The 25,397-nt window shown below is 69.1% G+C and carries 26 protein-coding genes and 1 riboswitch; of the genes, 9 read left to right on the top strand and 17 right to left on the bottom strand.

Annotated elements, in window-relative coordinates; genetic code table 11:
* Positions 1–36: 36 nt before the first annotated feature.
* The 6 genes from AC5RV6_RS12845 to AC5RV6_RS12870 all read right to left on the bottom strand — a co-directional run bounded on the left by AC5RV6_RS12845 (position 37) and on the right by AC5RV6_RS12870 (position 8,125).
* Positions 37–1,329, bottom strand: a complete 1,293-nt coding sequence (locus AC5RV6_RS12845) for an ABC transporter permease (RefSeq protein ID WP_494007710.1) — start codon at positions 1,327–1,329, stop codon at positions 37–39.
* A complete protein-coding gene (locus AC5RV6_RS12850; protein ID WP_494008091.1) occupies positions 1,326–2,606 on the bottom strand; it encodes an ABC transporter permease in 1,281 nt (426 codons plus the stop codon). Before AC5RV6_RS12850 ends, AC5RV6_RS12845 begins: the two co-directional genes overlap by 4 nt.
* Before the next feature lie 74 nt (positions 2,607–2,680).
* On the bottom strand, positions 2,681–4,240 hold the full coding sequence (locus AC5RV6_RS12855; RefSeq protein WP_494007711.1) for an ABC transporter ATP-binding protein: 1,560 nt from the start codon (positions 4,238–4,240) through the stop codon (positions 2,681–2,683).
* Between the two features lie 123 nt (positions 4,241–4,363).
* Positions 4,364–5,398 (bottom strand): BMP family lipoprotein, encoded by a 1,035-nt coding sequence (locus AC5RV6_RS12860; RefSeq protein WP_494008092.1) that lies wholly within the window; start codon positions 5,396–5,398, stop codon positions 4,364–4,366.
* A 264-nt stretch (positions 5,399–5,662) separates the two neighbouring features.
* Entirely contained in the window at positions 5,663–6,868 is a 1,206-nt protein-coding gene (locus AC5RV6_RS12865) for an amidohydrolase (RefSeq protein WP_494007712.1), read from the bottom strand.
* 120 nt (positions 6,869–6,988) lie between these two features.
* Positions 6,989–8,125, bottom strand: coding sequence for a mannose-1-phosphate guanylyltransferase (locus tag AC5RV6_RS12870; RefSeq protein ID WP_494007713.1), 1,137 nt, complete (start codon positions 8,123–8,125; stop codon positions 6,989–6,991).
* Positions 8,126–8,352: 227 nt separating this feature from the next.
* Between AC5RV6_RS12870 and sdhC the strand changes: the two genes are divergently transcribed.
* The 5 genes from sdhC to AC5RV6_RS12895 all read left to right on the top strand — a co-directional run bounded on the left by sdhC (position 8,353) and on the right by AC5RV6_RS12895 (position 12,682).
* On the top strand, positions 8,353–8,733 hold the full coding sequence (gene sdhC, locus AC5RV6_RS12875; RefSeq protein ID WP_494007714.1) for a succinate dehydrogenase, cytochrome b556 subunit: 381 nt from the start codon (positions 8,353–8,355) through the stop codon (positions 8,731–8,733).
* Positions 8,734–8,736: 3 nt separating this feature from the next.
* Positions 8,737–9,204, top strand: coding sequence for a succinate dehydrogenase hydrophobic membrane anchor subunit (locus AC5RV6_RS12880; RefSeq protein WP_494007715.1), 468 nt, complete (start codon positions 8,737–8,739; stop codon positions 9,202–9,204).
* 60 nt (positions 9,205–9,264) lie between these two features.
* Positions 9,265–11,031, top strand: coding sequence for a succinate dehydrogenase flavoprotein subunit (gene sdhA, locus AC5RV6_RS12885; protein WP_494007716.1), 1,767 nt, complete (start codon positions 9,265–9,267; stop codon positions 11,029–11,031).
* Positions 11,031–11,807 (top strand): succinate dehydrogenase iron-sulfur subunit, encoded by a 777-nt coding sequence (locus tag AC5RV6_RS12890; protein WP_494007717.1) that lies wholly within the window; start codon positions 11,031–11,033, stop codon positions 11,805–11,807. The genes sdhA and AC5RV6_RS12890 overlap by 1 nt, the downstream gene beginning before the upstream one ends.
* Before the next feature lie 77 nt (positions 11,808–11,884).
* Positions 11,885–12,682 carry an alpha/beta hydrolase family protein gene (locus AC5RV6_RS12895; RefSeq protein ID WP_494007718.1) on the top strand — a complete coding sequence of 266 codons (798 nt, stop codon included), beginning with the start codon at positions 11,885–11,887 and terminating at the stop codon, positions 12,680–12,682.
* Between the two features lie 51 nt (positions 12,683–12,733).
* Here AC5RV6_RS12895 and AC5RV6_RS12900 read toward each other — a convergent pair whose 3' ends face one another.
* The 5 genes from AC5RV6_RS12900 to AC5RV6_RS12920 form a co-directional block, all read right to left on the bottom strand.
* On the bottom strand, positions 12,734–13,306 hold the full coding sequence (locus AC5RV6_RS12900) for a 2'-5' RNA ligase family protein (protein WP_494007719.1): 573 nt from the start codon (positions 13,304–13,306) through the stop codon (positions 12,734–12,736).
* A gap of 3 nt (positions 13,307–13,309) precedes the next feature.
* Positions 13,310–14,344, bottom strand: coding sequence for a tryptophan--tRNA ligase (trpS, locus tag AC5RV6_RS12905; RefSeq protein WP_494007720.1), 1,035 nt, complete (start codon positions 14,342–14,344; stop codon positions 13,310–13,312).
* Positions 14,345–14,354: 10 nt separating this feature from the next.
* A complete protein-coding gene (locus AC5RV6_RS12910) occupies positions 14,355–15,218 on the bottom strand; it encodes an exodeoxyribonuclease III (protein WP_494007721.1) in 864 nt (287 codons plus the stop codon).
* Between the two features lie 44 nt (positions 15,219–15,262).
* Complete coding sequence (locus tag AC5RV6_RS12915) at positions 15,263–15,778, bottom strand: hypothetical protein (protein ID WP_494007722.1); 516 nt, start codon at positions 15,776–15,778, stop codon at positions 15,263–15,265.
* Positions 15,779–15,859: 81 nt separating this feature from the next.
* Positions 15,860–16,246, bottom strand: a complete 387-nt coding sequence (locus AC5RV6_RS12920) for a VOC family protein (protein ID WP_494007723.1) — start codon at positions 16,244–16,246, stop codon at positions 15,860–15,862.
* 81 nt (positions 16,247–16,327) lie between these two features.
* Here AC5RV6_RS12920 and AC5RV6_RS12925 point away from each other — a divergent pair, with 81 nt between their 5' ends.
* On the top strand, positions 16,328–16,849 hold the full coding sequence (locus AC5RV6_RS12925; RefSeq protein ID WP_494007724.1) for an O-acetyl-ADP-ribose deacetylase: 522 nt from the start codon (positions 16,328–16,330) through the stop codon (positions 16,847–16,849).
* Positions 16,850–16,882: 33 nt separating this feature from the next.
* On the opposite strand, the gene AC5RV6_RS12930 is transcribed toward AC5RV6_RS12925, so the two are convergent.
* The 5 genes from AC5RV6_RS12930 to glyA all read right to left on the bottom strand — a co-directional run bounded on the left by AC5RV6_RS12930 (position 16,883) and on the right by glyA (position 21,942).
* Positions 16,883–17,716, bottom strand: coding sequence for an ABC transporter permease (locus tag AC5RV6_RS12930; RefSeq protein ID WP_494007725.1), 834 nt, complete (start codon positions 17,714–17,716; stop codon positions 16,883–16,885).
* Positions 17,713–18,618, bottom strand: coding sequence for an ABC transporter permease (locus AC5RV6_RS12935; protein ID WP_494007726.1), 906 nt, complete (start codon positions 18,616–18,618; stop codon positions 17,713–17,715). Before AC5RV6_RS12935 ends, AC5RV6_RS12930 begins: the two co-directional genes overlap by 4 nt.
* Positions 18,611–19,588 (bottom strand): ABC transporter ATP-binding protein, encoded by a 978-nt coding sequence (locus tag AC5RV6_RS12940; RefSeq protein WP_494007727.1) that lies wholly within the window; start codon positions 19,586–19,588, stop codon positions 18,611–18,613. Before AC5RV6_RS12940 ends, AC5RV6_RS12935 begins: the two co-directional genes overlap by 8 nt.
* A 65-nt stretch (positions 19,589–19,653) precedes the next feature.
* Positions 19,654–20,550: a bifunctional methylenetetrahydrofolate dehydrogenase/methenyltetrahydrofolate cyclohydrolase gene (locus AC5RV6_RS12945; protein ID WP_494008093.1), complete on the bottom strand. Its 897-nt coding sequence runs from the start codon at positions 20,548–20,550 to the stop codon at positions 19,654–19,656.
* Positions 20,551–20,658: 108 nt separating this feature from the next.
* Complete coding sequence (gene glyA, locus AC5RV6_RS12950; protein WP_494007728.1) at positions 20,659–21,942, bottom strand: serine hydroxymethyltransferase; 1,284 nt, start codon at positions 21,940–21,942, stop codon at positions 20,659–20,661.
* A gap of 89 nt (positions 21,943–22,031) precedes the next feature.
* Positions 22,032–22,121, bottom strand: a riboswitch (ZMP/ZTP riboswitch).
* Positions 22,122–22,184: 63 nt separating this feature from the next.
* On the opposite strand from glyA, the gene AC5RV6_RS12955 reads away from it, so the two are divergent.
* Positions 22,185–23,330: an FAD-dependent oxidoreductase gene (locus tag AC5RV6_RS12955; protein WP_494007729.1), complete on the top strand. Its 1,146-nt coding sequence runs from the start codon at positions 22,185–22,187 to the stop codon at positions 23,328–23,330.
* Here the strand turns inward: AC5RV6_RS12955 and AC5RV6_RS12960 are convergent.
* Positions 23,243–23,797, bottom strand: coding sequence for a GNAT family N-acetyltransferase (locus tag AC5RV6_RS12960; RefSeq protein ID WP_494007730.1), 555 nt, complete (start codon positions 23,795–23,797; stop codon positions 23,243–23,245). The genes AC5RV6_RS12955 and AC5RV6_RS12960 overlap by 88 nt on opposite strands.
* Positions 23,798–23,843: 46 nt before the next feature.
* Here AC5RV6_RS12960 and purU point away from each other — a divergent pair, with 46 nt between their 5' ends.
* Together purU and AC5RV6_RS12970 are read left to right on the top strand one after the other, a co-directional pair.
* Entirely contained in the window at positions 23,844–24,731 is an 888-nt protein-coding gene (purU, locus tag AC5RV6_RS12965) for a formyltetrahydrofolate deformylase (protein ID WP_494007731.1), read from the top strand.
* 65 nt (positions 24,732–24,796) lie between these two features.
* On the top strand, positions 24,797–25,339 hold the full coding sequence (locus AC5RV6_RS12970) for a gamma carbonic anhydrase family protein (protein ID WP_494007732.1): 543 nt from the start codon (positions 24,797–24,799) through the stop codon (positions 25,337–25,339).
* The last annotated feature ends 58 nt before the right edge of the window (positions 25,340–25,397 follow it).

A 25,397-nucleotide genomic window follows, 5' to 3' on the forward strand; every position in this document is an offset into this window, starting at 1 on the left:
GGCTGCCGGTTGCCCGGCCGCCGGTCCCGCGTGCGGTTATCCCTTGATGTACGGCACGCCGCTGGCCGCCGGCCCGCGGGAGCGCCCCACGACGCCGGCGACGGCGAAGATCGTCACCACGTAGGGCAGCATGGCCAGGAACTGGCTGGGCACCGAGGTGCCGAGCAGCCCGAGCACGTACTGCAGGTTCGTGGCGAAGCCGAACAGCAGCGCCGCGGCGACGGCGCCGAGCGGGTTCCATCGGCCCAGGATGAGGGCGGCGAGGGCGATGTAGCCCTGCCCGCCGGTCATGTCCCGGCCGAAGCTGGAGACCGAGACCAGCGTGAAGAACGACCCGCCGATGCCGGCCACTGCGCCGGCCATGAGCACGTTCGTGAACCGTGTCCGGTTCACGTTGACGCCCAGGGTGTCGGCGGCCTTGGGATGCTCGCCGACGGCACGGGTGCGCAGGCCCCAGCGGGTGTGGAAGAGCCCGAACCAGATGGCCGCAACCGCGAAGTACATCAGGTAGCCGATCAGCGACTGGTCGAACAGGATCGGGCCCAGGATGGGAATATCGGCCAGGAACGGGATCCGGATGTTGGGCAGCCGGGGCGCGGAGTTCAGGCCGGACTGGTTGGCGCTGAGCACCGTGGAGAACAGGAACCCGGTCAGGCCGGAGACCAGGACGTTCAGTACCACGCCCACGATCACCTGGTTGACGATGTACTTGATGCTGAACACGGCCAGCACCAGGGACACCAGCACGCCGGCGACGGCGGCGGCCAGCAGGCCCACGAACGCGTTGCCGGAGACGGTGCCGGCCACGGCGGCGGCGAAGGCGCCGAAGAGCAGCTGCCCCTCGATGGCGATGTTCACCACGCCGGCCCGCTCACACAGCACGCCGGAAAGCGAGCCGAAGATCAGCGGAATGGCCAGCGAGATGGACCCGGCGAGCAGCCCGTACAGCGCCACGTTGGGGGTGTTGGCGCTGCCGACGGCCCAGGACAGGAACGCGGCGACGAACACCACGCCGAAGATGATCGGCAGCCAGATCGGGATCCGGCGGCCGCTGCGGACCAGCACGAAGGCCCAGGCCGCCGCCAGCACCAGGACCACGGCCGCGGCCCAGCCGAAGGCTGCGGCGGAGAACACGAGGTCGGGCAGGGTCAGCGCGGCGTTGGGGTCGGTCAGGCGGAAGGTGACATCGGTGTCCGGGGCGCCCAGCGCGAACCCGGCCAGGCCCAGCAGTGCCAACACGCCGAGCAGGATGGGTGTCTTCCAGCTGCGGACGACGGCGGCTTCAGGCGCCGGTGCGGGCGCGGAGGATGTGGTGGTGGCGGTGCTCATGCTGCTCCTCCGGCTGCTTCAGCGGCATCGGTGCGCTTGCGGGTGGTGCGGAACGCACCGGGCGGCGGGATCCTGAACAGGGAGCGCACCAGCGGCGGGGCCGCGATGAACAGCACGATCAGGGACTGCACCACCAGGACAATGTCGATGCTGGTGCCGGTGTTGGTCTGCATGGCCACGCCGCCGGCGCGGAAGGCGCCGAACAGCAGCCCGGCCGCGAAGGTGCCCCACGGGGTGGAGCGGCCGAGCAGGGCGACGGTGATCGCGTCGAAGCCGAAGCTCGCCGCCACCTCGCTGGTCAGCACGCGTTCGGTGCCGGAGACCTGGGAGACGCCGGCCAGGCCGGAGAGCGCGCCGGCGATGAGCATGACCACCACGTAGCCCTTGGTGGTGCTGATGCCCGCGTTGCGGGCGGCGTCGGGGTTGGCGCCGACGGCGCGCAGCTCGAAGCCGACCGTGGAGCGGTTCAGCAGCCACCAGACGAAGACGGTGGCCAGGATCGCCAGCACGAAGCCCCAGTGCAGGCGGAAGCTCTCGCCCAGCAGCTTGGGGAACATGGCGGTGTCGTTCAGCTGGGGGCTGATCGGGTTGTTCGACCCCTCGCGCTGGAAGCCGGGGGTGGTGAGCAGGAAGGCCACCAGCTGGATTGCGACGTAGTTGAGCATGATCGTGACGATCACCTCGTGGGCACCGGTGCGGGCCTTCAGCAGGCCGGCGATGCCGCCCCAGATGGCCCCGCCCAGCAGGCCGGCGATGATCACCAGCAGCAGGTGCAGCCCGAAGGGCAGCTGCCAGGTGAACCCGACCCAGGCGGCCAGCGCGGCGCCCATGACGATCTGCCCCTGGGCGCCGATGTTGAACAGGCCGGCGCGGAAGGCCAGGGCGACGCCGAGGCCGGCGCAGATCAGCGGGGTGGCTGTGGTCAGCGTCTGGGTCAGCGGATAGATCATCCGGGTGAAGGTGTCAGCCTCCAGGTTGATGATCGACCCCTGGAACAGGGAGTAGTAGGCTCCCGCGGCGGCGTCCCAGGCGGCGCCGAAGAAGTCGCCGGGGCGGGCGAACAGGTATCCGGCGGCCTCCGTGGCCTCTTCGTTGGTCAGGGCGATCAGGATGCCGCCGACCACCAGCGCCATGAGCACGGAGAGCACCGAGACCAGCGCGCTGCCGGTGACGATGCGCTCGAGCACGCCGCGCGGGGCGTCGGTCTCCGGCGCGAGGGTGGCGCCGACGGCGGCCGCCGGCGGCGGCAGCTGCCCGCCGGCCGTTTCGGCGGCCATCTCCAGGCGGACCTCGTCGGCAGCCGATGTGCTGCGGTCTGGTGTCTGCCCACTTGTGGTGGACTTGTCCGGGCTCACTGCGCCCCTCCCTCGGTCTGGGTGTCCTCGGGCGCGGCCTCGCGGGCCAGCGCCTCATCTGCGGTCATGCCGGCCATCATGAGGCCGAGCACGTTCCGGGAAGTGCCGGCGGGCACGATGCCCATCAGCCGGCCGCCGTACAGCACGGCGATCCGGTCCCCGAGTTCGAGGACCTCGTCAAGTTCGGTGGAGACGATCATCACCGGGGTGCCGACTTCCCGTTCGGCGACGATCCGCCGGTGCAGGAACTCGATGGACCCGACGTCGACGCCGCGGGTGGGCTGGGAGGCGATGAACAGGGACAGCGGCCGGGACAGCTCGCGGGCCATGACGACCTTCTGCTGGTTGCCGCCGGACAGGGTGCCCGCCGGGGTCGAGGCCGACTGCGTGCGGATGTCGTATTCGGCGATCTTCTCGTCCGCGTTTGCGGTCACGACGCCGGGCTTCATGGACAGGCCGCCGGCGAACGGCGCCTCGTCATAGCGGTTCAGCACCAGGTTCTCGGCCACTGAGAACGTGCCGACCAGGCCGTCGACGCTGCGGTCCTCGGGGACGAAGCCGACGCCGGAGTCGATGATCTGCCGGGTCTTCAGCCCCACCAGCTCGCGGCCGTCCAGGGTGATGGAGCCGGTGACGTGCTCCTGCAGGCCCATGATGGCTTCGGTGAGCTCGGTCTGGCCGTTGCCCTGGACGCCGGCGACGGCCAGGATCTCGCCCTTGGCGATGCTGAAGCTGAGCTTGTTGACCACGGGCTGCCCGGTGGGGGACAGCACGGTGAGGTCGGTGACGCGGAAGGTCTCCTCCCCCGGTTCCGCCGGTGCCTTGTCCAGGCTCAGGCTCACCGAGCGGCCGACCATCATGGCGGCCAGTTCGGTGGTGGAGGCGGAAGGCTCCGCTTCCCCGACGACCTTGCCGCGGCGGATCACGGTGATGACGTCGGAGACGGCCTTGACCTCGCGCAGCTTGTGGGAGATGAAGACGACGCCTTTGCCGTCCGCGGTGAGCTGGCGCATGATCGAGAGCAGCTCGTCCGTCTCGCGCGGGGTGAGCACGGCGGTGGGCTCGTCGAGGATCAGGACCTCCGCGTCGCGGATCAGCGCCTTGATGATCTCCACCCGCTGCTGCACGCCGACCGGGAGGTCCCCGACGACGGCGTCGGGATCGACGTCGAACCCGTACTGGTCGGAGATTTCCCGGATGCGGGCGCGGGTGACGTCGAGGTTGAGCGCTCCGCCGAGGCGGGTGGATTCGTTGCCCAGCGCGACGTTTTCAGCCACGGTGAACACGGGCACCAGCATGAAGTGCTGGTGCACCATGCCGATGCCCGCGGCCATGGCGTCGGAGGGGCCGTTGAAGGTGACGGGCCGGCCGTCGAGGAGGATCTGCCCCTCGGTGGGCTCGTAGAGGCCGTAGAGGACATTCATCAGCGTGGACTTGCCGGCGCCGTTTTCGCCGAGCAGGCTGTGGACCTGTCCGGGCTCGACCACGAGGTCGATGTGGTCGTTGGCCACCAGGGAACCAAACCGCTTGGTGATGCCCTTCAGTTCGAGTTTCAAAACCCCAACCAATCTGTTCGGAAATGCTGTGTGGGAGGAACTGCTGCCCGGCACAGACAAACCGCCATGTCCCGGCAGCCGCGGCTGCGGGACATGGCGGTCGCCTGCGGGCGGTCCGGTCCGTTACTTGGGGCTGGACTCGGACTCGACGGTGATCTCACCGGAGATGATCTTCGCCTTCAGGTCCTCGATGGCGCTCTTCACCTCTTCGGGGACGTTGGCTTCCTGGTCGTGGAACGGAGCGAGGTCGACGCCGCCGTTTTCCAGCGTACCGACGTAGGGCTCGGCGTTGAAGTTGCCCTCGGCGGACTCGGTGACGACCTCCTGGACTGCTTCGCCCATGAGCTTCATGACCGAGGTCAGGATGTACTCCTGGCCAATGCCTGCGGTCTCGTAACCGTCGGAGTCAACCCAGACGGCCTTGACGTCCTTGCCGCCTTCGTTGGCCTCGACCACGGCCTCCATGGTGCCCAGGCCCACCGGTCCGGCGACCGGCATGATGACGTCGGCGCCTTCGTTGATGAAGTTCTGGGTCAGGGTCTTGCCGGCGGCGCGGTTCTCGAAGCTGTCGACGAAGGAGTCGGCGCCGAGGAGCTTGACGTCCGCGCCGTTCTCCTCGTTGTAGTACTCCACGCCCTGCGCGAAGCCGTCCATGAAGATGGTCACGGTCGGGATGTTCATGCCGCCGTAGGTGGCGACGGTGCCGGTCTGGCTGGAACCGGCGGCGACGTAGCCGGCCAGGAACGCGGCCTGGGCCGTGTCGTAGATGATCGGCTTGACGTTGTCGAGCTCGATGGCGTTGTCGTCAACGATCGCGAAGTTCACGTCGGGGTTCGCCTCGGCGGCGGCCTTGGTGGCGTCGGAGAGCAGGAAGCCCACGGTCACGGTCAGGTCGCAGCCGCCCTGGACCATGCTGTCGACGTTGTTGGCGAAGTCGGTGGGAGCCTGGGACTCGGCTTCCTTGGTGTCGATGCCCAGTTCGTCCTTGGCAGCCATCAGGCCCTCGTAGCTGGACTGGTTGAACGAACGGTCATCCCATCCGCCGGAGTCCGAGACGATGCAGCCGGTGAAGTCGGTGGCCGCAGCCTCCGAGCCGCCGTTTTCCTCTTCCGGAGCAGCACCGCAGCCCGAGAGCAGGAGAGCCGACACGCCCAGCATGGCGGCGGAGACGCCCGCGTTGCGCTTGATGCGCGGGAAATTCTTCAAGATTCCTCCAGGAAAGAAGTGGTTGTTCCACCCGTGTTGTTCTTCAGGATCCGCCGCCGGCCGCTGGGGCCGTTCCGGGGCTGAAAGGCGCGTGTGGTGCATCCTTGGGCTCAGCCGTTTGGGACGCCAGCACTTACCCTAACGTTAGCGCAATCACAGCAGTCCCAATTCGGGGGCGCGTTCCCAATTGTTTACATGTTGTTATCATCATCGGCCTTAGCGCCGCAGCCCGCGGGCCGCTCTCAGCGCCGCCGATGCCATGACCAGGACGCCGCTGCTGATGGCCCGCTCGTCGGGCCGGTAGTCGCCGCGGTGCAGGTCATAGGTCTCTCCCCCGGGGGTGCGCGTGCCGAGGCGCATCATCGCGCCCGGCACGGCCTGGGTCATCCACGCGAAGTCCTCGCCGCCCATGGACTGCGGGGCGAGGACGACGGAATCCTCGCCCAGTTCCGCCCGCGCGGCCGCCTCCAGCAGTCCGGTTTCCGCTTCGGCGTTGATCACCGGCGGAACGCCCCGGGTGTGCTGCAGGGCCACCTCCACGCCGTAGGGTGCGGCGATCTGCTGCACGACGTCGTCGAGCAGGTCGCCGGCGGCGTGCCAGGCCTCGGTATCCAGGCAGCGCATGGTGCCGGAGAGGCTGCCGGCGGCAGGGATGGCGTTGGGTGCGGAGCCGGCGTGGATCTGGCCCCAGACCACGGAGACGCCGCTGCGCACGTCGATCCGGCGGGACAGGACGGCAGGCACCCCGACGGCGATCTCCGCCAGGGCAAACACCATGTCCTCGGTCAGGTGCGGACGGGAGGTGTGGCCGCCCCGCCCGGTGAGCTCCAGGCGGATGGTGTCGGAGGCCGAGGTGATGGCCCCGATGCGGGTGCCGACCTTTCCGGCGTCGATCCGCGGATCGCAGTGCAGGGCCAGGACCCGCGGCACGCCTTCCAGGGCCCCCTGCTCGATGACGGTCAGCGCCCCGCCGGGCATGACCTCCTCCGCGGGCTGGAAGATCACCCGGACCCGGCCGCCCAGCTTGCCTTCGGCGTCGAGGGCGGCCAGCACCCGGGCCACCCCGAGCATCACGGTGGTGTGGATGTCGTGGCCGCACGCATGCGCGATGCCGGTATGCGTCGAGGCGTAGGGCAGGCCGGTTTCCTCGAGGACGGGCAGGGCGTCGATATCCGCCCGCAGGGCCAGGCTCAGCGGACCGTCACCGATGTCGACCACCGCCCCGGTGTTCTCCAGCCGCTTGGGCGCGAGCCCGGCGGCCTCCAGATGCGCAATGATCTGGTCGGTGGTGCGGAACTCCTTGTTGGAAAGCTCGGGGTGGGCGTGGATGTCGCGCCGGAACCCGATCAGCTCCTCCAGCAGGGGCACCACCCGTCCGCGGATCGACGGTACCGGTGAGCTGCTCAAGGGGATGGTCTGCACATCCTCCAGATTAGCCAACCCCGGCCCGGCGGCGTGAACCGGCCGCGTTAATAAAGGTACGGGCCGTTCACATGGGGCTGCCGGTTCCGCTCCGGCGCGACGGCGTTCGTCACACTCCCGCTACAGGACGTCCGTGTCGCCGCTGGCCTTGAGGTGCTCCACGGCCTTCTTGACCTCCTGGGCATGCTCCTTGGTGGTCACCAGCAGGGCGTCGGGGGTGTCCACGATGACCACGTCCTCGATGCCGATCAGCGCGATGACGCGCTTGGTGTCGGAGACGACGATGCCCGAGGCGTTCTCCGAGTACACCCGGGCCCCCTCGCCCATGACCCTCAGCTCGGTGTTCTCCGCGGCCGGGTTCAGCCGGCCGATCGCGGCGAAGTCCCCGACGTCGTCCCAGGTAAAGGCGCCCGGGATCATCGCGACGTCGCCGGCCGCGGCGGCCGGTTCGGCCACCGCGTAGTCGATGGCCGTCTTGGGCAGGGTGGGCCAGATCCGCCGGACCACGTCCCGCCGGCGGGCGGTGTCCCAGGCCTCGGCGATCTCGGTCAGTCCGGCATGGAGCTCCGGCTCGTTCGCCTCAAGGTGCTTGAGCATGAGGCTGACCGGGGCCACGAACATGCCGGCGTTCCAGCTGAACGAGCCGTCACGCAGGTAGCTGCGGGCCACGTCCTCGCTCGGCTTCTCGACGAACTCGGCGACGGCGCGGGCGTTCGGGGCGCCGTCGATCGCCAGGCTTTCGCCGGCACGGATGTAGCCGAAACCGGTGGAGGGATGCGTCGGCTGGATCCCGATGGTCACGATGTAGCCGCGTGCCGCGGTCAGGATGGCCTCGCGGACCGCCTCCTGGAACACCTCGACCGGGGTGATCACCTGGTCCGCCGCGAAGGAGCCCATGATGATCTCCGGGTCGCGCCGGTACAGGATGGCGGCCGCCAGGCCGATCGCCGCAGCAGAGTCCTTGGGCTCCAGCTCCAGGACCAGGTTGTCGTTGGAGATCTCCGGCAGCTGCTGCTTGACGGCACGGCGGTGCAGGGTGCCGGTCACGACCATGACCCGGTCCCCCGCCAGCGGGCAGAGCCTGTCGTAGGTCGCCCGGATCAGCGTGCTGCCGGATCCGGTCAGGTCGTGCAGGAACTTCGGCGCCGCGGCGCGGGAAAGAGGCCAGAGACGGGTTCCGGTTCCGCCCGCGGGAATCACCCCGTAGAAACGGCTGAACGCGTCACGGTCGCTTGTGCTGTGCATCTCGGTAGTCATCAGACCCCAAGGCTAGCCGAGTGTCCGCGGCGTCGGCTGCGAGGCGCATAAGGGGTGTCGGTCACCCCGTGCAAGCGGGTGTGATCAGCGCCACATGATAGGCCGTCCTAAATTGAAAGACCCGGAACACCGGCCTAGATTATGCTGGAGCTTATAGTGCTCGCACCGGCGTCAACACTGCGTGGAAGACGCGCTAGCGCCGCTGCGCAGCAGGGAGGAATATTTCAGTGTCGAAGTTACCAGCAGGCACTCTCTACCGCGGCCGTGAAGGCCAGTGGTCGTGGGTTGCACATCGCATTACCGGCGTGGTGATCTTCTTCTTCCTTTTGGTTCACGTTCTGGACACCTCGCTCGTGCGCGTTTCGCCCGAGGCCTACAACGTGGTGATCAACGCCTACAAGAACCCGATCATGGGCCTTGGCGAGCTGGGCCTCGTGGCAGCCATTGTGTTCCACGCCTTCAACGGCCTGCGTGTGGTGCTGATCGATTTCTGGAAGAAGGGCCCCAAGTACCAGCGGCAGATGCTGTGGGGAGTCGTCGGCCTCTGGGCCGTGACCATGATCGGCTTCTCCATCCGCCACCTTCCCATCGTTTTCGGGGGTCACTAAACCATGAGCGCTCCTTCCATCGAAGCACCCCGTTCCGGGCGCATTGCTCCCCGGTACACCCGTACCGGCAATTCCCGCGGCAACTTCGAGATGATCGCATGGCTGTTCATGCGCCTCTCCGGTGTCCTGCTGGTCGTGCTGATCTTCACCCACCTGTTCATGAACCTCATGGTGGGCGACGGCATCAAGGCCATCGATTTCGGGTTCGTCGCCGGCAAGTGGGCCAGCCCGCTGTGGCAGGTCTGGGACCTGGTGATGCTCTGGCTGGCCATGCTCCACGGCGCCAACGGTGTGCGGACGATCATCAACGACTACGCGGACAAGAACTCCACCCGCATGTGGCTCAAGACCGTCCTGTACATCTCGACGGTGGTCATCGTCGTGCTCGGCACCCTGGTGATCTTCACCTTCGATCCGTGCCCCGCCAACGCTACGGCGGATCAGCTGGCCTCGTTCTGCTCCTCCCGCTAAGGCGGAGAAGCAGGACGCAGCCCCGCCCTCACAACAGTTTCAACAGAAAGAGCATCTGGTATGCAGGTCCATAAGTACGACGTCGTCATTGTCGGCGCCGGCGGCGCCGGTATGCGCGCCGCGATCGAATCCGGACAGCGCGCACGGACGGCGGTACTGACCAAGCTGTACCCGACCCGGTCCCACACGGGTGCGGCCCAGGGCGGCATGTGTGCCGCGCTGGCAAATGTGGAAGAGGACAACTGGGAGTGGCACACCTTTGACACGGTCAAGGGCGGCGACTACCTGGTCGACCAGGACGCCGCGGAGGTGATGGCCAAGGAGGCCATTGACGCCGTCCTGGACCTGGAGAAGATGGGCCTGCCGTTCAACCGGACCCCCGAGGGCCGGATTGACCAGCGCCGCTTCGGCGGTCACACCCGCGACCACGGCAAGGCACCCGTCCGCCGCGCCTGCTACGCGGCCGACCGCACAGGCCACATGATCCTGCAGACCCTGTACCAAAACTGCGTCAAGCACAACGTCGAGTTCTACAACGAGTACTACGTGCTGGACCTGCTGATGGTCGAGGACACCTTCGGCCGCAAGCGGACCGCCGGCGTCGTCTCCTATGACCTGGCCACCGGTGAGCTGCACGTGTTCCAGGCCAAGTCCGTGGTCTTCGCCTCCGGCGGTGCCGGCAAGGTCTTCAAGACCACCTCCAACGCCCACACCCTGACCGGTGACGGCATGGCCATCGCGTTCCGCCGCGGCATCCCGCTGGAGGACATGGAGTTCTTCCAGTTCCATCCGACGGGCCTGGCGGGCCTGGGCATCCTGCTCTCCGAAGCCGCCCGCGGCGAAGGCGCGATCCTGCGCAACTCCGAGGGTGAGCGCTTCATGGAGCGCTACGCCCCGACCATCAAGGACCTCGCCCCGCGTGACATCGTGGCCCGGTCCATGGCCAACGAGGTGCGCGAGGGCCGCGGCTGCGGTCCGAACAAGGACTACGTGCTGCTGGACCTGACCCACCTGGAGCCGGCGCACATTGATGCCAAGCTCCCGGACATCACCGAGTTCGCCCGGACCTACCTCGGCGTCGAGCCGTACACGGAGCCGGTGCCGGTGTTCCCGACGGCGCACTACGCCATGGGCGGCATCCCGACCAACATCAAGACCGAGGTGCTCGCGGACAACGAGACCGTGATTCCGGGCCTGTATGCCGCCGGCGAGGTCGCCTGCGTGTCCGTGCACGGCTCCAACCGCCTGGGCACCAACTCCCTGCTGGACATCAACGTCTTCGGCAAGCGTGCCGGCATCTACGCCGCCGAGTACGCCCTGCAGGCCGATTTCGTGCCGCTGCCGGAGGACCCGGAGTCCAAGACCATCGAGCTACTGGACATTGCCCGCAACTCCGAGGGCACCGAGCGGGTCTCGGAGATCCGCCGCGACCTGCAGAACACGATGGACGCCAACATGCAGGTGTTCCGCTCCGCGGAGACCCTGAACCAGGTGCTGTCCGACATCGCTTCCTTCGAGGAGCGGTACAAGAAGATCAACGTCCAGGACAAGGGCAAGCGCTTCAACCTCGACCTCCTCGAGGCCGTGGAGCTGGGCTTCCTGCTGGACCTCGCGAAGGTCATGACCGTCGCTGCGCTGCACCGCGAGGAATCCCGCGGCGGTCACTACCGCGAGGACTTCCCCGAGCGGGACGACGAGAAATTCATGAAGCACTCGATGGCCTACAAGGTTGACGAGGCCGACAACGCCGAGCACACCGCCGGCATCCGCCTCGACACCAAGCCCGTCGTGTACACGCGCTACGAGCCGATGGTGAGGAAGTACTGATGACAACGGAAATTGCCGAGCCGGCCTCCAAGGTCGAACTCCCGGAGTCCGTCGGCGGACAGATCGAGTCCTTCGAGATCACTCTGAAGGTGCGCCGCTACAACCCCGAGGTTTCCGACGAGGCCTACTGGGACGAGTGGAAGCTCACCATGTACGGCACCGACCGCGTGCTGGACGCCCTGCACAAGGTGAAGTGGGAGCATGACGGTTCCGTCTCCTTCCGCCGCTCCTGCGCCCACGGTGTCTGCGGCTCCGATGCCATGCGCATCAACGGCCGCAACCGCCTGGCCTGCAAGACGCTGCTCAAGGACCTGGACACGTCCAAGCCCATCCTGGTCGAGCCCATCAAGGGCCTGCCGGTGGAGAAGGACCTGATCGTGGACATGGAGCCGTTCTTCCAGTCCTACCGCGAGATCATGCCCTTCCTGGTCACCAAGGGCCACGAGCCGACCAAGGAGCGCCTGCAGTCCCCCGAGGACCGCGAGCGGTTCGACGACACCACCAAGTGCATCCTCTGCGCTGCGTGCACCTCGTCCTGCCCGGTGTTCTGGACCGACGGCCAGTACTTCGGCCCGGCTGCGATCGTGAACGCCCACCGCTTCATCTTCGACTCCCGCGACGATGCCGGCGACATGCGCCTGGAGATCCTCAACGACAAGGAAGGCGTGTGGCGCTGCCGCACCACCTTCAACTGCTCGGAGGCATGCCCCCGCGGCATCCAGGTCACCAAGGCCATCGCCGAGGTGAAGCAGGCCATCCTCAGCCGCTCCGTCTAGCCGCGGCTGTACAACGCCGGAAGGCGCCGGTCCCCTGTGGACCGGCGCCTTCCGGCGTTTTCGCTAAAGTGAAGCCCATGCCCCGTTCCGAGCGTGTCACCTTTCCCGGCGTCAACGGCACCACCCTGGCCGGGCGGCTCGAGCTGCCCGACGACGGCCGGGTCCGGGGCTGGGCGCTGTTCTGCCATGGTTTTGCGCTGGGCAAGAACAGCGCCGCCGCCTCACGCATCTCCCAGGCCCTGGCGGAGCACGGCTTCGGGGTCCTGCGGTACGACGCCGCCGGCCTGGGCGGGTCCTCCGGCAGCTGGGAGGACGGTACCTTCAGCACCAAGGTGGCGGACGTCGGCAGCGCGGCGGCCTTCCTCGACGGCCGGGGAACCCCGGCGGCCCTGCTGATCGGCCATTCCCTGGGCGGCGCGGCGGTCCTGGCCGCTGCCGCCGACCTGCCCGACGCCGCCGCCGTCGTCACCATCGGTGCACCCGCGGATCCCGCGCATGTGCTGGAGCTCTTCGCCGAGGAGGAGCTGCAGGCCGTTCGGGAGTCCGGCCAGGCACGGGTGGACCTGGGCGCAGGCCCGCTGCCGATCCGGCGGGAACTGGTTGATGACCTGCAGGGCCACGACCTCGCCGGGTGCATTGCATTGCTGGGCCGTCCGCTGCTGGTCCTGCACTCCCCCGACGACCGGGCGGTATCGATGGACAATGCCTCGGAGATCTTCGCGGCGGCGCGCCACCCGCGCAGCTTCGTGTGCCTGGAGGGCTGCGACCACCTGATGACGGACCGGGACCACACGGACCGCGCTGCGGGCATCATCGCCGCCTGGGCCGCCGCCTACGTGGACGGGCGGCACTCCCCCGGTCCGGAACGTTCCTGAGCCCCTACGCGGGCGCCTGAGCGGCCTGTGCACGCCCACGGGGCGGTGCCGTCAGCCGCCGAGCGGCATCTCCTCACGCAGCCGCCAGATGCCGCTCGGGTCGTGCTCGTAGAGGCCCACGCTGGTCACGGTGAAGCTCGTCTCGTAGTCCCGCAGCCGTTCGACGGCGCTGTCCATGCCGGCTTCGCTGACGTCGTGCGCCACGGTCACGTGCGGGTGGTAGGGAAAGGCCAGGTCCCTGGCCAGCGGTCCGGTCTGCAGCTCCTTGTGCAGCGAGGTGCACTCCTCAAAGCCGTCCTCCACGCGCAGGAAGACCACCGGGGAAACCGGACGGAAGGAATCGGTCCCGCGGAGGGTGATCCGGAAGGCCTGCTGGCGCCTGGTCACCTCGCGCACATGGCGCACCGCGGCGTCCCAGTCCTCGGCTTCGGTGGTGGTGACCAGCGTGATGTGCGCGGGGACAACCGATGCCATCGGGTCGCCGAAGGAGGCCCGGGCGTGCTGCAGGTGGGTGGCCATGGGTTCGGGCACTGCGATCACGATGCCCACGCAGCGTGTCTTCACCACGCGGCCGCCGGCGGCGGCTGCGGGTGGGTTCGCGACGGACGGGTTCATGGTGCGCATGGTTCAGATGCTGGTGGATCCCGCGGGTAGGAAGCCTACTTTGTTGTACACATCGGCCAGTGTAGCCGACGCCGTCTCTCTGGCCTTCGCGGCTCCCACGGCGAGCAGCCGGTCCAGCTCGGCGGGGTCGTCGAGCAGCTCCAGCGCCCGGGTGCGGATCGGGCGGAGATGTTCGGTGACCACCTCGGCGAGGTCCACCTTCAGGTGGCCGTACATCCGTCCCGCGTAGTCCTGCTCCAGGGTGGGGATGTCCTTGCCGGAGATCAGCGAGTAGATCGAGAGCAGGTTGGAGACCCCGGGCTTGGCGTCCCGGTCGAAGCGGATTTCCGTTCCGTCGTCGGTGACCGCGGACCTGATCCGCTTGGCAACGGTCTTGTCGTCGTCGAGCAGGTTGATCAGGCCGGCGGGCGAGGCGGCGGACTTGGACATCTTCGCCGTCGGGTTCTGCAGATCGTAGATCTTCGCGCCTTCCTTCTGGATGAAGGCCTCGGGCACGGTGAACGTCTCGCCGTAGCGGCTGTTAAAGCGCTTGGCGAGGTCCCGGCTCAGCTCGACGTGCTGGCGCTGGTCCTCGCCGACCGGCACGCCGTGCGGCTGGTAGAGCAGGATGTCGGCGACCTGCAGGATGGGGTAGGTGAACAGGCCCACCGATGCGGCGTCGGCGCCGAAGCGCTGCTGTTTGTCCTTGAACTGGGTCATCCGGGAGGCCTCACCAAAGCCGGTCAGGCAGTTCAGCACCCACGCAAGCTGCGCGTGTTCAGGCACCTGGGACTGGACGAACAGGGTGGCGCGGTCCACGTCGACGCCGCCGGCGATGTACTGGGCGGCGGTGACCCGGGTGCGCTGGCGCAGGTCGGCCGGGTCCTGCGGCACCGTGATGGCGTGCAGGTCGGGGATGAAGAAGAACGCGTCGTACTGTTCCTGCAGCCGCACCCAGTTCACCAGCGCGCCGAGGTAGTTGCCCAGGTGCAGCGAGTCGGCGGAGGGCTGCATTCCGGACAGGATGCGCTGGCGTGGTTCGGCGGCGGGGGTGCTCATGCGGATTTCCTCAGAACTGGTAGTCGACGACAAGCGGCGCGTGGTCGGAGAAACGTTCGGCGTAGGTGGGGGCGCGGTCGACGACGGCGCTGACCGCCCGCTCGGCGAGGCCGGGCGTGGCCATGTGGTAGTCGATGCGCCAGCCGGCGTCGTTGTCGAAGGCCTGGCCCCGCCAGGACCACCAGGTGTACGGGCCGTCGACGTCGCCGGCGAGCTGCCGGGCGACGTCGCGCCAGCCGATGTCCTCGCCGAAGAAGCGGTCGAAGTAGGCGCGTTCCTCGGGGAGGAAGCCGGCCTTCTTGACGTTGCCCTTCCAGTTCTTGATGTCGAGCGTGGTGTGTCCCACGTTGAGGTCCCCGACCACCAGGCCGAAGTCGCTGGCCTGCGCCAGGGCGGGCAGCCGCTCGCTCATCACGTCGAGGAAGCGGTACTTGTCGACCTGCTTGGGCGTATCAACCTCGCCGGAGTGGACGTAGGCGCTGACCACGGTCAGGGTCTTTTCCGCCCCCTGGACAGAGACCTTGAAGTCCGCCTCGACCCAGCGCCCGGAGAGCTCGAAGTACTCGTCGCCGATGTGGTGGCGCTCAGCCGACGGCGCCTGCCGGGAGGCGATGAGCACCCCGGCGCGGCCCTTGTTTTCGCACTCCGCGTGCAGGATGTGCCAGTCCTCGCCCAGCAGCTGGCGGACGATCGCGTCGGGTGCCCGCACCTCCTGCAGGCAGAGGATGTCGACGTCGCGGGCCGCCAGCCAGTCGGCCATGCCGCGCTTGTACGCGGCCCGGATTCCGTTGACGTTGACGCTGGCGATGCGCAGCGCCCCCTCGGGTTTGGCTGCCGCCGCCGTCTCCTGCTGCCCTGTCAATGCCGCGTTCACCTGATCAACCTTACCAACTTCGCAGACTGCTCCCGGTCCGTTGCCTAGTCGACGACGGTGCCCTCGACGGGCCCGCCCTCGTCGCGGCGGATCATGCCGCGGGCATTGTGCGCGGTGATCTCGATGGTCTCGATGGCGCGGTCGACCATGTCCTGGTCCTGGCCCAGCTGTTCACGGATGACCCGCGTCTGCACCTGGACGATCTTGAAGCTGTGGTCCAGCTTGCGGTCCCTGATCACCGTCTCCTCGTCGACGACGGTGGTGACGCCGGGGCCTGTCCCGCCGGCGCGGTTGAGGGACTCCTGCGCTTCGGCCAGCTTGGCTCCGGCCCGCTTGGCCGCGCCCCGGACGCTGAAGACCACGAAACCGGCCAGCAGCAGCCACCCGAAGGCGATGATTACCACGAGCCAGCCGATGACGTCGTTCTCGTTGGCGGCGAAGATGACGGCGACCAGGAAGGCCAGCAGCAGCAGGCTCATTCCAATGGTGGCCATGCGGCTGCTGATTCCGCGGCCGGGGAGGGACGTAGACGGCGTTTTGCCTTTGCTCAGGGACTGCATGCTTCCATTCTCGCAGAGCCGCGGAGTGTCCCGCGCACGGGTTCGCTCAGGCTGAACATGCCCGGCGTTCTTCCCGCCCGCTCAGGGCCCGGCCCAGTCCCCGGGCCCCTCGGCCTGCTGCACCAGGCAGAACGGATGGCCGGCCGGATCCGCATAGACGCGGAAGTCCTCCGCGCCGCCCGGCAGCCGGCGGGCTCCCCTGGCCAGGACCTCCCGCTCGGCGTGGTCCAGGTCCCGCACGTGCACGTCCAGGTGCATCTGCTGCGGGACTCCCTGGCCCGGCCACTCGGGAGCCCGGTAATCCTCCACCTGCTGGAAGGACAGCGACGGGCGCTGTATGTCTCCGCCGATGGCTACCCAGTCCGGTTCGGTCAGCAGCCGGGGCAGATCCAGCAGCTCCTGGTAGAAGGAGGCGAGCGCGTCGGCGTCGGGACAGTCGATGACGAGGGTGTGCCAGGAATACATCATGGGTGTTGGTCTCCCGTCCCCCGGGTGTCCCCCGGGCTGTGTGGTGCCCGGAATCCTACCGGCGGTGGCACACTGGAGGCCATGCGGATCGAGCTGGTCACCGGGGACATCACCCAAAGAAATGTCGACGCCGTCGTGAACGCCGCCAATTCCTCCCTCCTGGGCGGCGGCGGGGTCGACGGCGCGATCCACGCCGCCGCGGGTTCGGAGCTGCTCGAGGCCTGCCGTCAGCTGCGCCGCAGCTCCCTGCCCGCCGGGCTGCCGACCGGGGCGGCCGTGGCGACCCCCGGCTTCCGGCTGCCGGCACGGTGGGTGATCCACACCGTCGGGCCGGACGCCCGGGCCGGGCAGACGGACCCCGCGCTGCTGGCCTCGGCCTTCACGTCCAGCCTCGACGTGGCGGCCGAGCTCGGAGCCGCGAGCGTCGCGTTTCCGGCCATCAGCGGCGGCGTGTACGGCTGGCCCGCCGCCGAGGTAGCCCGGATCGGGCTCCAGGCCGTGCGGACCCATCCGCGGCCGCCGCAGCGGGTGGAGTTCGTGCTCTTCAGCAGGCCGATGGCCGAGGTTTTCCGGACGGCGCTGGGCGGGGCGGACGGCGGGTAGGCCTGCCCGGCGGTCCGTCCGGCTTCCGGAACCCTATTTCAGGAACAGTGCGCGCAGCCGTGCGGTCGTGACCGTCAGCCCGACGGCGATCATGACCGCGAAGTAGGCCAGGTGCCCGGCGGTTGCCCAGCTGAACATGCCCACGCTGATCTGCCGCAGCATCTCCACCCCATGCCACAGCGGCAGCGCCTGGATGACCGCCTGGACCGGAGCCGGGTAGACGCTCAGCGGATAGAAGGTGGCGGAGAGCAGGAACATGGGCAACATGATGAAGTTGACCCAGTCCAGCTGCTGGAAGGTCTTCATGTAGCTGGTGACGGCCATGCCGAAGGACGCGAACCCAAACGCCACCACCACGGCGGCCGGGATCATGAGCAGCGCCCACGGGGTGGTGATCAGTCCCATCGCGCCCATCACGGCGGTGAAGCCGGTGGCGTACAGGGCTCCCCGGAGCAGGGCCAGGAAGATCTCCCCCAGCGCCACGTCCAGCGGCCCCAGCGAGGTGGCCAGCATGCCCTCGTAGAGGCGGGCGTAGTTGAGCTTGAAGAACACGTTGAGGGTCGAGTCGTAGACGGCGCCGTTCATGGCCGACACCGCGAGCAGGGCCGGCGCAATGAAGTTGGCGTAGCCCATCTCGGTGCCGCCGGGGCCGGTGACCGTCCCCACCAGGGCGCCGAGGCCGATGCCCATGGCCACCAGGTAAAGCACCGGTTCAACGAACCCGCTGATCATGATGCTCCAGTTGGTGCCCCAGGTCGCCTTCAGCCCCCGGGCAATCACCGCGCGGGTGTTGCGTCCGTACAGGGAGCCGAGGAACCGGTCCCGCGGCTGCAGGGAGACGGGCGCGGTGCGGTCGACGGCGCTCATCCGGCCAGCCTCCGGGTGAAGCTGCGCCGCGCCAGGACCATCCCTGCCGCTGCCAGGATCAGCAGGTACGCCAGGTGCACCAGGCCCAGGCCGGCCGGTTCGGGCTGGGCGTAGCTGAGCACCCGCCCCAGTTCGGCGGAGTGCCAGAGCGGAGAGAGCCAGCCGATCCAGCGGACCCCGATCGGCAGCGAGTCCAGCGGAAAGAAGGTGCCGGAGAAGAGGAACAGCGGCATCACGATGAACCGCTGCACCATGGCGAACTGCCCCTTGTCCTCCTTCAGCGTGGCGCTGTAGGCCAGCAGCGGCAGGCCGAAGGCCAGGCCGCCGAGCAGGGCGGTGAAGATCATCAGCCAGCCGGTGCCGGGCAGCGGAACCGCCCCGAAGAGCAGCAGGAAAAGGTAGTAGATGCCGGTGGTCAGCAGGATACGCACGGTCAGGCCCAGCACGTGGCCGGATGCTATCTGTCCGCTGGAGAGCGGTGAGGCGTTGGGCCCGTAGTAGGTCCGGTGCCACTTGAACCCGTCCATGACGGTATAGGTGTTCTCCTCGCTGCAGATCATGATGGCGGCGGTCGCCACCAGGGCGGGACCAAGGAACACCAGGTACGGCACCGGCCCGCCCCCTCCCCCGAAGGCGGCCGGAGAGTTCGCGTCCACCAGCATGCCCAGGCCCATTCCCATGCCCAGCAGGTACACCAGGGGCGTGCCGACGGCGGTCATGAGCACGGTCCAGCGGTAGCCGCCCATCCGCCTGATCCAGTGCTCGGCGTAGTAGAAGGCGCCGAAGCGCCGCGCCCTGGCGGCCGTCTGCCGTGGAGCCAGCGGTGAACGCAGCCCCAGGACGGGGTGCCGTTCGGCCGCTGCCGTGCCGGCGCCGGGTCCGGTCCGCCGCTGCTCAGTCAACGAGGCTCCGTCCGGTCAGGCGCAGGAACACGTCCTCCAGCGAGGAGCGCCGCACCAGCGAGGTGATGGGCCGCAGCCCGCGTGAGGTCACGGCCTCGAGGGCAGCCTCGCCGTCGTCGGCATAGATCAGCACCCGGTCCGGCAGGGTCTCCAGGCGTTCGCCGATGCCCTCCAGCTCCGCGGCGACCGTGGTGTTGCGTTCGGAGCCGAACCGCATCTCCACCACTTCCCGGGTGGAGTGTTCGCGGATCAGGGCCGCGGGCGATCCCTCGGCCATGATGGTGCCCTTGTCCACCACGATCAGCCGGTCGCAGAGCTGCTCGGCCTCGTCCATGTAGTGGGTGGTGAGGATCAGGGTGACGCCTGCCTCCTTGAGCCGGAAGAGCCGATCCCAGAGGATGTGCCGGGCCTGCGGGTCAAGGCCGGTGGTCGGTTCATCCAGCAGCAGGATCTTCGGATCGTTGATCAGCGAGCGGGCGATGGTCAGGCGGCGCTTCATGCCTCCGGACAGGGCGTCGACGCGGGCGCCGGCCTTGTCGGTCAGCTGGGCGAACTCGAGCAGTTCGTCGGCCTTGGGCTGCAGGTAGGTTTTGGGCAGCCCGAAGTAGCGCCCGTAGGCCAGCAGGTTCTCCCGTACCCGGAGCTCTTCGTCCAGGTTGTCCTGCTGCGGGACCACCCCGAGGTGCGCCCGGACCTCCGGTCCATGCTCGTTGGGGTCCAGCCCCATGATGCTCAGCTCGCCGGCCGTGCGCTGCGAGACTCCGCCGATCATTTTCATGGTGGTCGATTTGCCGGCGCCGTTGGGTCCGAGCAGCCCGAAGGACTCCCCCGGCGCGACGTCGAAGCTGATCCCGTCGACGGCGGTGAAGTCCCCGTACGCCTTGGTCAGGGCACGGGCCGAGATGACGGACTGCAGTGCAGTGCGGGCCGCCTGCTGCGGCGATGTGGTCCAGGACACGCCTGCCAGCATAGTGCAAACGGCAGGGCCCGTCCCCCGGAACGGGAACGGGCCCTGCGGCGCAGCTCAGCCGGTGGTCAGGAAGGCAGGATGCCCACGCGGCGCTCGGCGGCCTCGACGACGTTGGCCAGCAGCATGGCGCGGGTCATCGGGCCCACCCCGCCCGGGTTCGGCGAGATCCAGGACGCGACGTCGGCCGCGGCCTTGTCCACGTCGCCGGTCAGGGTGGTCTTGCCGGTCTCCGGGTCCGTGACGCGGGTGACCCCGACGTCGAGCACGATCGCCCCGGGCTTCAGCTCCTCCGCCCGCACCATTTCCGGGAAGCCGGCCGCGGCGATCACGACGTCGGCCTCGGCCAGGTGCTGGTAGAGGTCGGCGGTGCCGGTGTGGGCCAGGGTGACGGTGGCGTTGATCGGGCGGCGGGTCAGCAGCAGCCCGAGCGGCCGGCCGACCGTGACGCCGCGGCCGATGACCAGCACCTTCTTGCCGTTGAGGCTGATGCCGTTGCGCACCAGCAGCTGCACGATGCCGTGCGGGGTGCACGGCAGCGGCGAGGTCATGGGTTCGCTGACGTTCAGCACCAGCCTGCCCAGGTTCACCGGGTGCAGCCCGTCGGCGTCCTTGGCCGGATCGATCCGCTCCAGGATGGCGTTGGTGTCGATGTGCGCCGGCAGCGGCAGCTGGACGATGTACCCGGTGGTGTCCGGATCCGCGTTCAGCTCGTCCAGCACGGCTTCGAGCTCTTCCTGGCTGATGTCGGCGGGCAGGTCGCGGCGGATGGAACGGATGCCCACCTGCCCGCAGTCCTTGTGCTTGCCGCCCACGTAGGAGTGGCTGGCCGGATCGTCGCCGACCAGCACGGTGCCCAGGCCCGGCGTGACGCCGTGCTCGTCCTTTAGCACCTGGATGCGCTGCTTCAGCTCCTCCTTGATGTCAGCGGCGGCCTTGCGCCCGTCCAGGATCTGGGCCGCCACCGGGGTGCCCAGCGGCGTGCGTTCCTTCTTTTCCCAGCCCAGGTTGGCGGAGGTGTCCTCAGCCGTATCGGAGACGGCGCCCTCCATGTTGGAGCCCTTTTCCACGGCCTACCACTCTTCCTGGCCGGGGTAGAGCGGGAAGTTCTCGGCCAGCACGCCCACCCGGGCGCGCAGCGCGTCGACGTCAGCGCCCGGCTTCAGGGCGGCGGCCAGGATCTCCGCGACCTCGGAGAATTCGGCGGCGCCGAAGCCGCGGGTGGCCAGCGCGGGGGTGCCGATGCGCAGGCCGGAGGTGACCATCGGCGGGCGCGGATCGAACGGCACCGCGTTGCGGTTCACGGTGATGCCGACCTCGTGCAGCAGGTCTTCGGCCTGCTTGCCGTCCAGGGCGGCGTTGCGCAGGTCGACCAGGACCAGGTGCACGTCGGTGCCGCCGGTGAGGACCGAAACGCCGTGCTCGGCGACGTCGGCGGCGTTGAGGCGCTCGGCAATGATCCGGGCGCCCTCGAGCACGCGTTCCTGCCGCTCACGGAACTCCTCGCCCGCGGCGACCTTGAAGGCCACGGCCTTCGCGGCGATCACGTGCATCAGCGGACCGCCCTGCTGGCCGGGGAACACGGCAGAGTTCAGCTTCTTCGCGTAGTCCTGCTTCGCCAGGATCAGACCCGACCGCGGTCCGGCCAGGGTCTTGTGGACGGTGGAGGTCACGACGTCGGCGTGCGGCACCGGGTTCGGGTGCAGGCCGGCCGCCACCAGGCCGGCGAAGTGGGCCATGTCGGTCCAGAAGAAGGCGCCGACCTCGTCGGCGATGGAGCGGAACGCCTCGAAGTCCAGCTGGCGCGGGTAGGCGGACCAGCCGGCGACGATGACCTGCGGCTTCTCGGCCAGGGCCTGCTCGCGGACCCGGTCCATGTCGATCCGGTGCGTGTCCTCTTCGACGCCGTACGCGGCGACTTCATAGAGCTTGCCGGAGAAGTTCAGCTTCATGCCGTGGGTCAGGTGGCCGCCGTGGGCCAGGGAGAGGCCCATCATCTTGTCGCCCGGCTTGATCATCGCGGCCAGCGCGGCGGCATTGGCCTGCGCGCCGGAGTGCGGCTGGACGTTCGCGAACTCGGCCCCGAACAGGGACTTCGCCCGGTCGATGGCCAGGTTCTCGGCCACGTCCACATGCTCGCACCCGCCGTAGTAGCGCCGCCCCGGGTAACCCTCGGCGTACTTGTTGGTCAGGACCGAGCCCTGCGCCTCGAGGACGGCGCGCGGGGCGAAGTTCTCCGACGCGATCATTTCGAGGGTGTTGCGCTGGCGGGCCAGTTCGTCGTTGAGGACGGCGGCGATCTCCGGGTCAATCTCCGACAGCGGAGCGTTGGTGACCGGCTGGGTTGAAAGTCTCACGAGTTGTTCTCCCGGGGGTGGTATTGACAAGGTCAGGCTACCTGCCAGGCACGGCCGCCTGCGGGGCATGACCTGAAGATGACTGCGTGACCCTCGGCCCAGGCGTGCGATCCGTGGTTGGTCTTGAGCTTTGCCGCTTCCCGGTGGTGACCCACCCGACGCCAGTCGCGGCCATCCCATCCTAGCCTGCCTTCCGGCGGTGCCGCAGGAATAGCCGTCACGGGCAGCCTGTTCCATCTGTCATGGAGCGAACGGGTTCGGCCGCGGCTGTGGACGTCGTGGTCATCGGTGCGGGGCAGGCGGGACTGAGCGCGGCATGGCATCTGCGGCGGCGCGGACTGGAACCGGGGCGCGGCTTCACGGTGCTGGACGCCAACGAGGGCCCGGGCGGGGCCTGGCGGCACCGCTGGGATTCGCTCACCCTCGGCGCCGCCCACCGGCTGCACGACCTGCCCGGGCTGCCCTTGGGCCCTGCCGACCCGGCCGAGCCGGCGTCCGCCGTCGTCGCCCGCTACTACGGACGCTACGAGCAGCAGTTCGAGCTGCCGGTGGTCCGGCCGGTGCGGGTCGATGCGGTCCGCCGCGACGGCGACGCCGGGCTGCTGGTCTCGGCCGCCGACGGCCGGCAATGGCGGGCGGGCACGGTCATCAACGCCACCGGCACATGGGACCGGCCGTACTGGCCCTGGTATCCGGGCCGGGACATCTTCACCGGCCGGCAGCTGCACACCCACGACTTCCGCTCTGCCGCGGAGTTCGCCGGGCAGCGGGTGCTGGTGGTCGGAGCGGGAACCTCTGCGGTGCAGTTCCTGCTGCAGCTCGATGCCGCCGGCGCCCGCACCCTGTGGTCCACCCGCCGTCCGCCGCAGTTCACCCGCAGCCCCTTCGACGCCGAGTGGGGCCGGGAGGTCGAGTCGAAGGTCCGGGAGCGCACCCGGGCCGGCCTGCCGCCGCAGAGCGTGGTGTCCGTGACCGGCCTGCCGCTGACGGAGCAGTACCGGGCCGGCATCGACGCCGGCGTCCTGGTCTCCCGCGGACCGCTGCGCCGCCTGCACGAGGATGCCGCGGAGTTCGCCGACGGGTCGGTGGAGCCGGTGGACGCGGTGCTGTGGGCCACGGGCTTCCGCGCCGCACTGGAACACCTGGCCCCGCTGCAGCTGCGCGAACCGGGCGGCGGGATCCGGATGGACGGCGTCCGGGCCGCCCGTGAGCCGCGGCTGCTGCTGGTCGGCTACGGGGAGTCCGCCTCGACTCTGGGAGCGACCCGGGCGGGGCGGGCCGCCGCGCTGGCCGCCGTCGCTCAGCTGGGGGCGGACGGCTCCTCAAGGTCCTCCCACGGGAACCGGGTGACGGTTCCCGCTTCCCAGTCCGAGCGCAGCAGGACGTAGGTCACGGCGTCGAGCGCCTGCCCGTCCTCCAGCTCCCAGGCCTGGCGGTGGTGGGATTCCTTGACGAACCCGGCGCGCAGCAGGGTCAGGCGCATCGCGATGTTGTCCGCCCGGGTGCGCCCGGCCAGGCGCTGCGTCTGCGGATAGGTGGTGAAGACATGGCCGGCGAGCGCCTTGGCGACCGGCACGCCGTAGCCGTGCCCGCGGAACTCCTCCACCAGCCGCAGGTCGAACGCCGGGCGGGGCCCGTCCAGGTCCTCCAGGATCACCAGGCCCATGCGGTGGTTGTCTCCGATGAGCCAGAAGGTGCGGACGGCGTCGGATTCGAAGCGGCCTTCCAGCAGCAGCTGCCGCACCAGGGCCTCGGACGGCGCGGCGTTGCGGTGGAACGGAAAGCTGTTGGTGGTCAGGAACTTCACCAGCTCTTCCTCGTCCTTGTCGGAGAGCTGCACGAAAGTTACGTCCATGGCGCCAGCCTAAGCCAGCTCCCGGGCCTGACGGTAACCTTGTCGGGTGAGTGATCCCGTGCTTCCCCCTGCCTCCGCCGTTCCCGCCGACTCCGGCGCCTACACCCTGACCCTGTCCTGCGCGGACCGGCCCGGCATCGTCGCCGCCGTCGCCGGCGCCCTGGCCTCGGCCGGCGGGAACATCACCGAATCGCAGCAGTACGGGTCCCCCGAAACCGGCTCGTTCTTCATGCGGGTGGCCTTCACCTCCGGGTCCGGGCGCGACGTCGTGCACTCTGCCCTGTCCGAAGTGGCCGGCCGCTTCGGCATGGATTGGCAGCTGCACCGCGCCGGGGTGCCGGTGCGCACGCTGATCATGGCCTCGAAGGCCGGGCACTGCCTCAACGACCTGCTGTTCCAGCAACGCGCCGGGAACCTGCCCATTGAGGTCCCGGCCATCGTCTCCAACCACCGGGACCTGGAGGGCATGGCTGACTTCTACGGCGTCCCCTTCCACCACGTGCCGGTGACCGCCGACTCCAAGGCCGACGCCGAGGACCGCCTTCGCGCGCTGATGGCAGAGCTCGACATCGAGCTGGTGGTGCTGGCCCGCTACATGCAGATCCTGAGCGACGGCCTGTGCCGGGACCTCGCGGGGCGCGCCATCAACATCCACCATTCCTTCCTGCCTTCCTTCAAGGGCGCCCGCCCGTACCACCAGGCCCATGCCCGCGGCGTGAAGCTCATCGGCGCCACCGCGCACTACGTGACCAGCGACCTGGATGAGGGGCCGATCATCGAGCAGGAAGTGGTCCGGGTGGACCACGCCCGTACCACGTCGCAGCTGGTGGCCATCGGCAGCGGCGTGGAGGGCCGCACCCTGTCCAAGGCGGTGCAGTGGCACGCGGAGCACCGCGTCCTGCTGGACGGACGCCGCACCATCGTCTTCAACTGACCCCGCTCCCGGGTCAGCCGCCTGCGGCTCCGCGCGGCGGCTGAACGCCGGGTAGGGTCTATGGCATGGCTCACATCATTTCCCTCCGCGGGCGCACGCCCGACGTCGATCCCTCCGTGTTCCTGGCCCCCACCGCCTCGCTGATCGGCGACGTGGTCATGGGGCCGCGGTCCAGTGCGTTCTACGGTGCCAGCGTGCGCGGCGACAGCGCGCCCATCCGCATCGGCGCCGACACCAACCTGCAGGACAACGTGGTGGTGCACGCCGATCCCGAGTTTCCGGCCACCCTGGGCGACCGGGTCACGGTGGGCCACAGCGCCGTCGTGCACGGCTGCACGGTGGAGGACGGCTGCCTGATCGGCATGAGCGCAACGGTCATGAACGGCGCGCACATCGGCGCCGGGTCGCTGGTTGCCGCCGGGGCCCTGGTCCTGGAAGGCACGGTCGTGCCGCCCGGGTCGCTGGTGGCGGGCGTGCCCGCCAAGGTGCGGCGGGAACTGACCGAGGCCGAAGCCGCCGCCCTGACCCGGAGCGCGGAGCACTACGTCGAGACCGCGGCGGCTCACCGTGAGGCCGTGGCCGGACCCGGCTCCCCCGCTGAGCGCTGACCGACGGCGGCGTCCCGGGGGTGGGAAACACCCCGGACGGTAGGCGGCCCGGCCGACA

Source organism: Arthrobacter saudimassiliensis, from assembly GCF_059090665.1.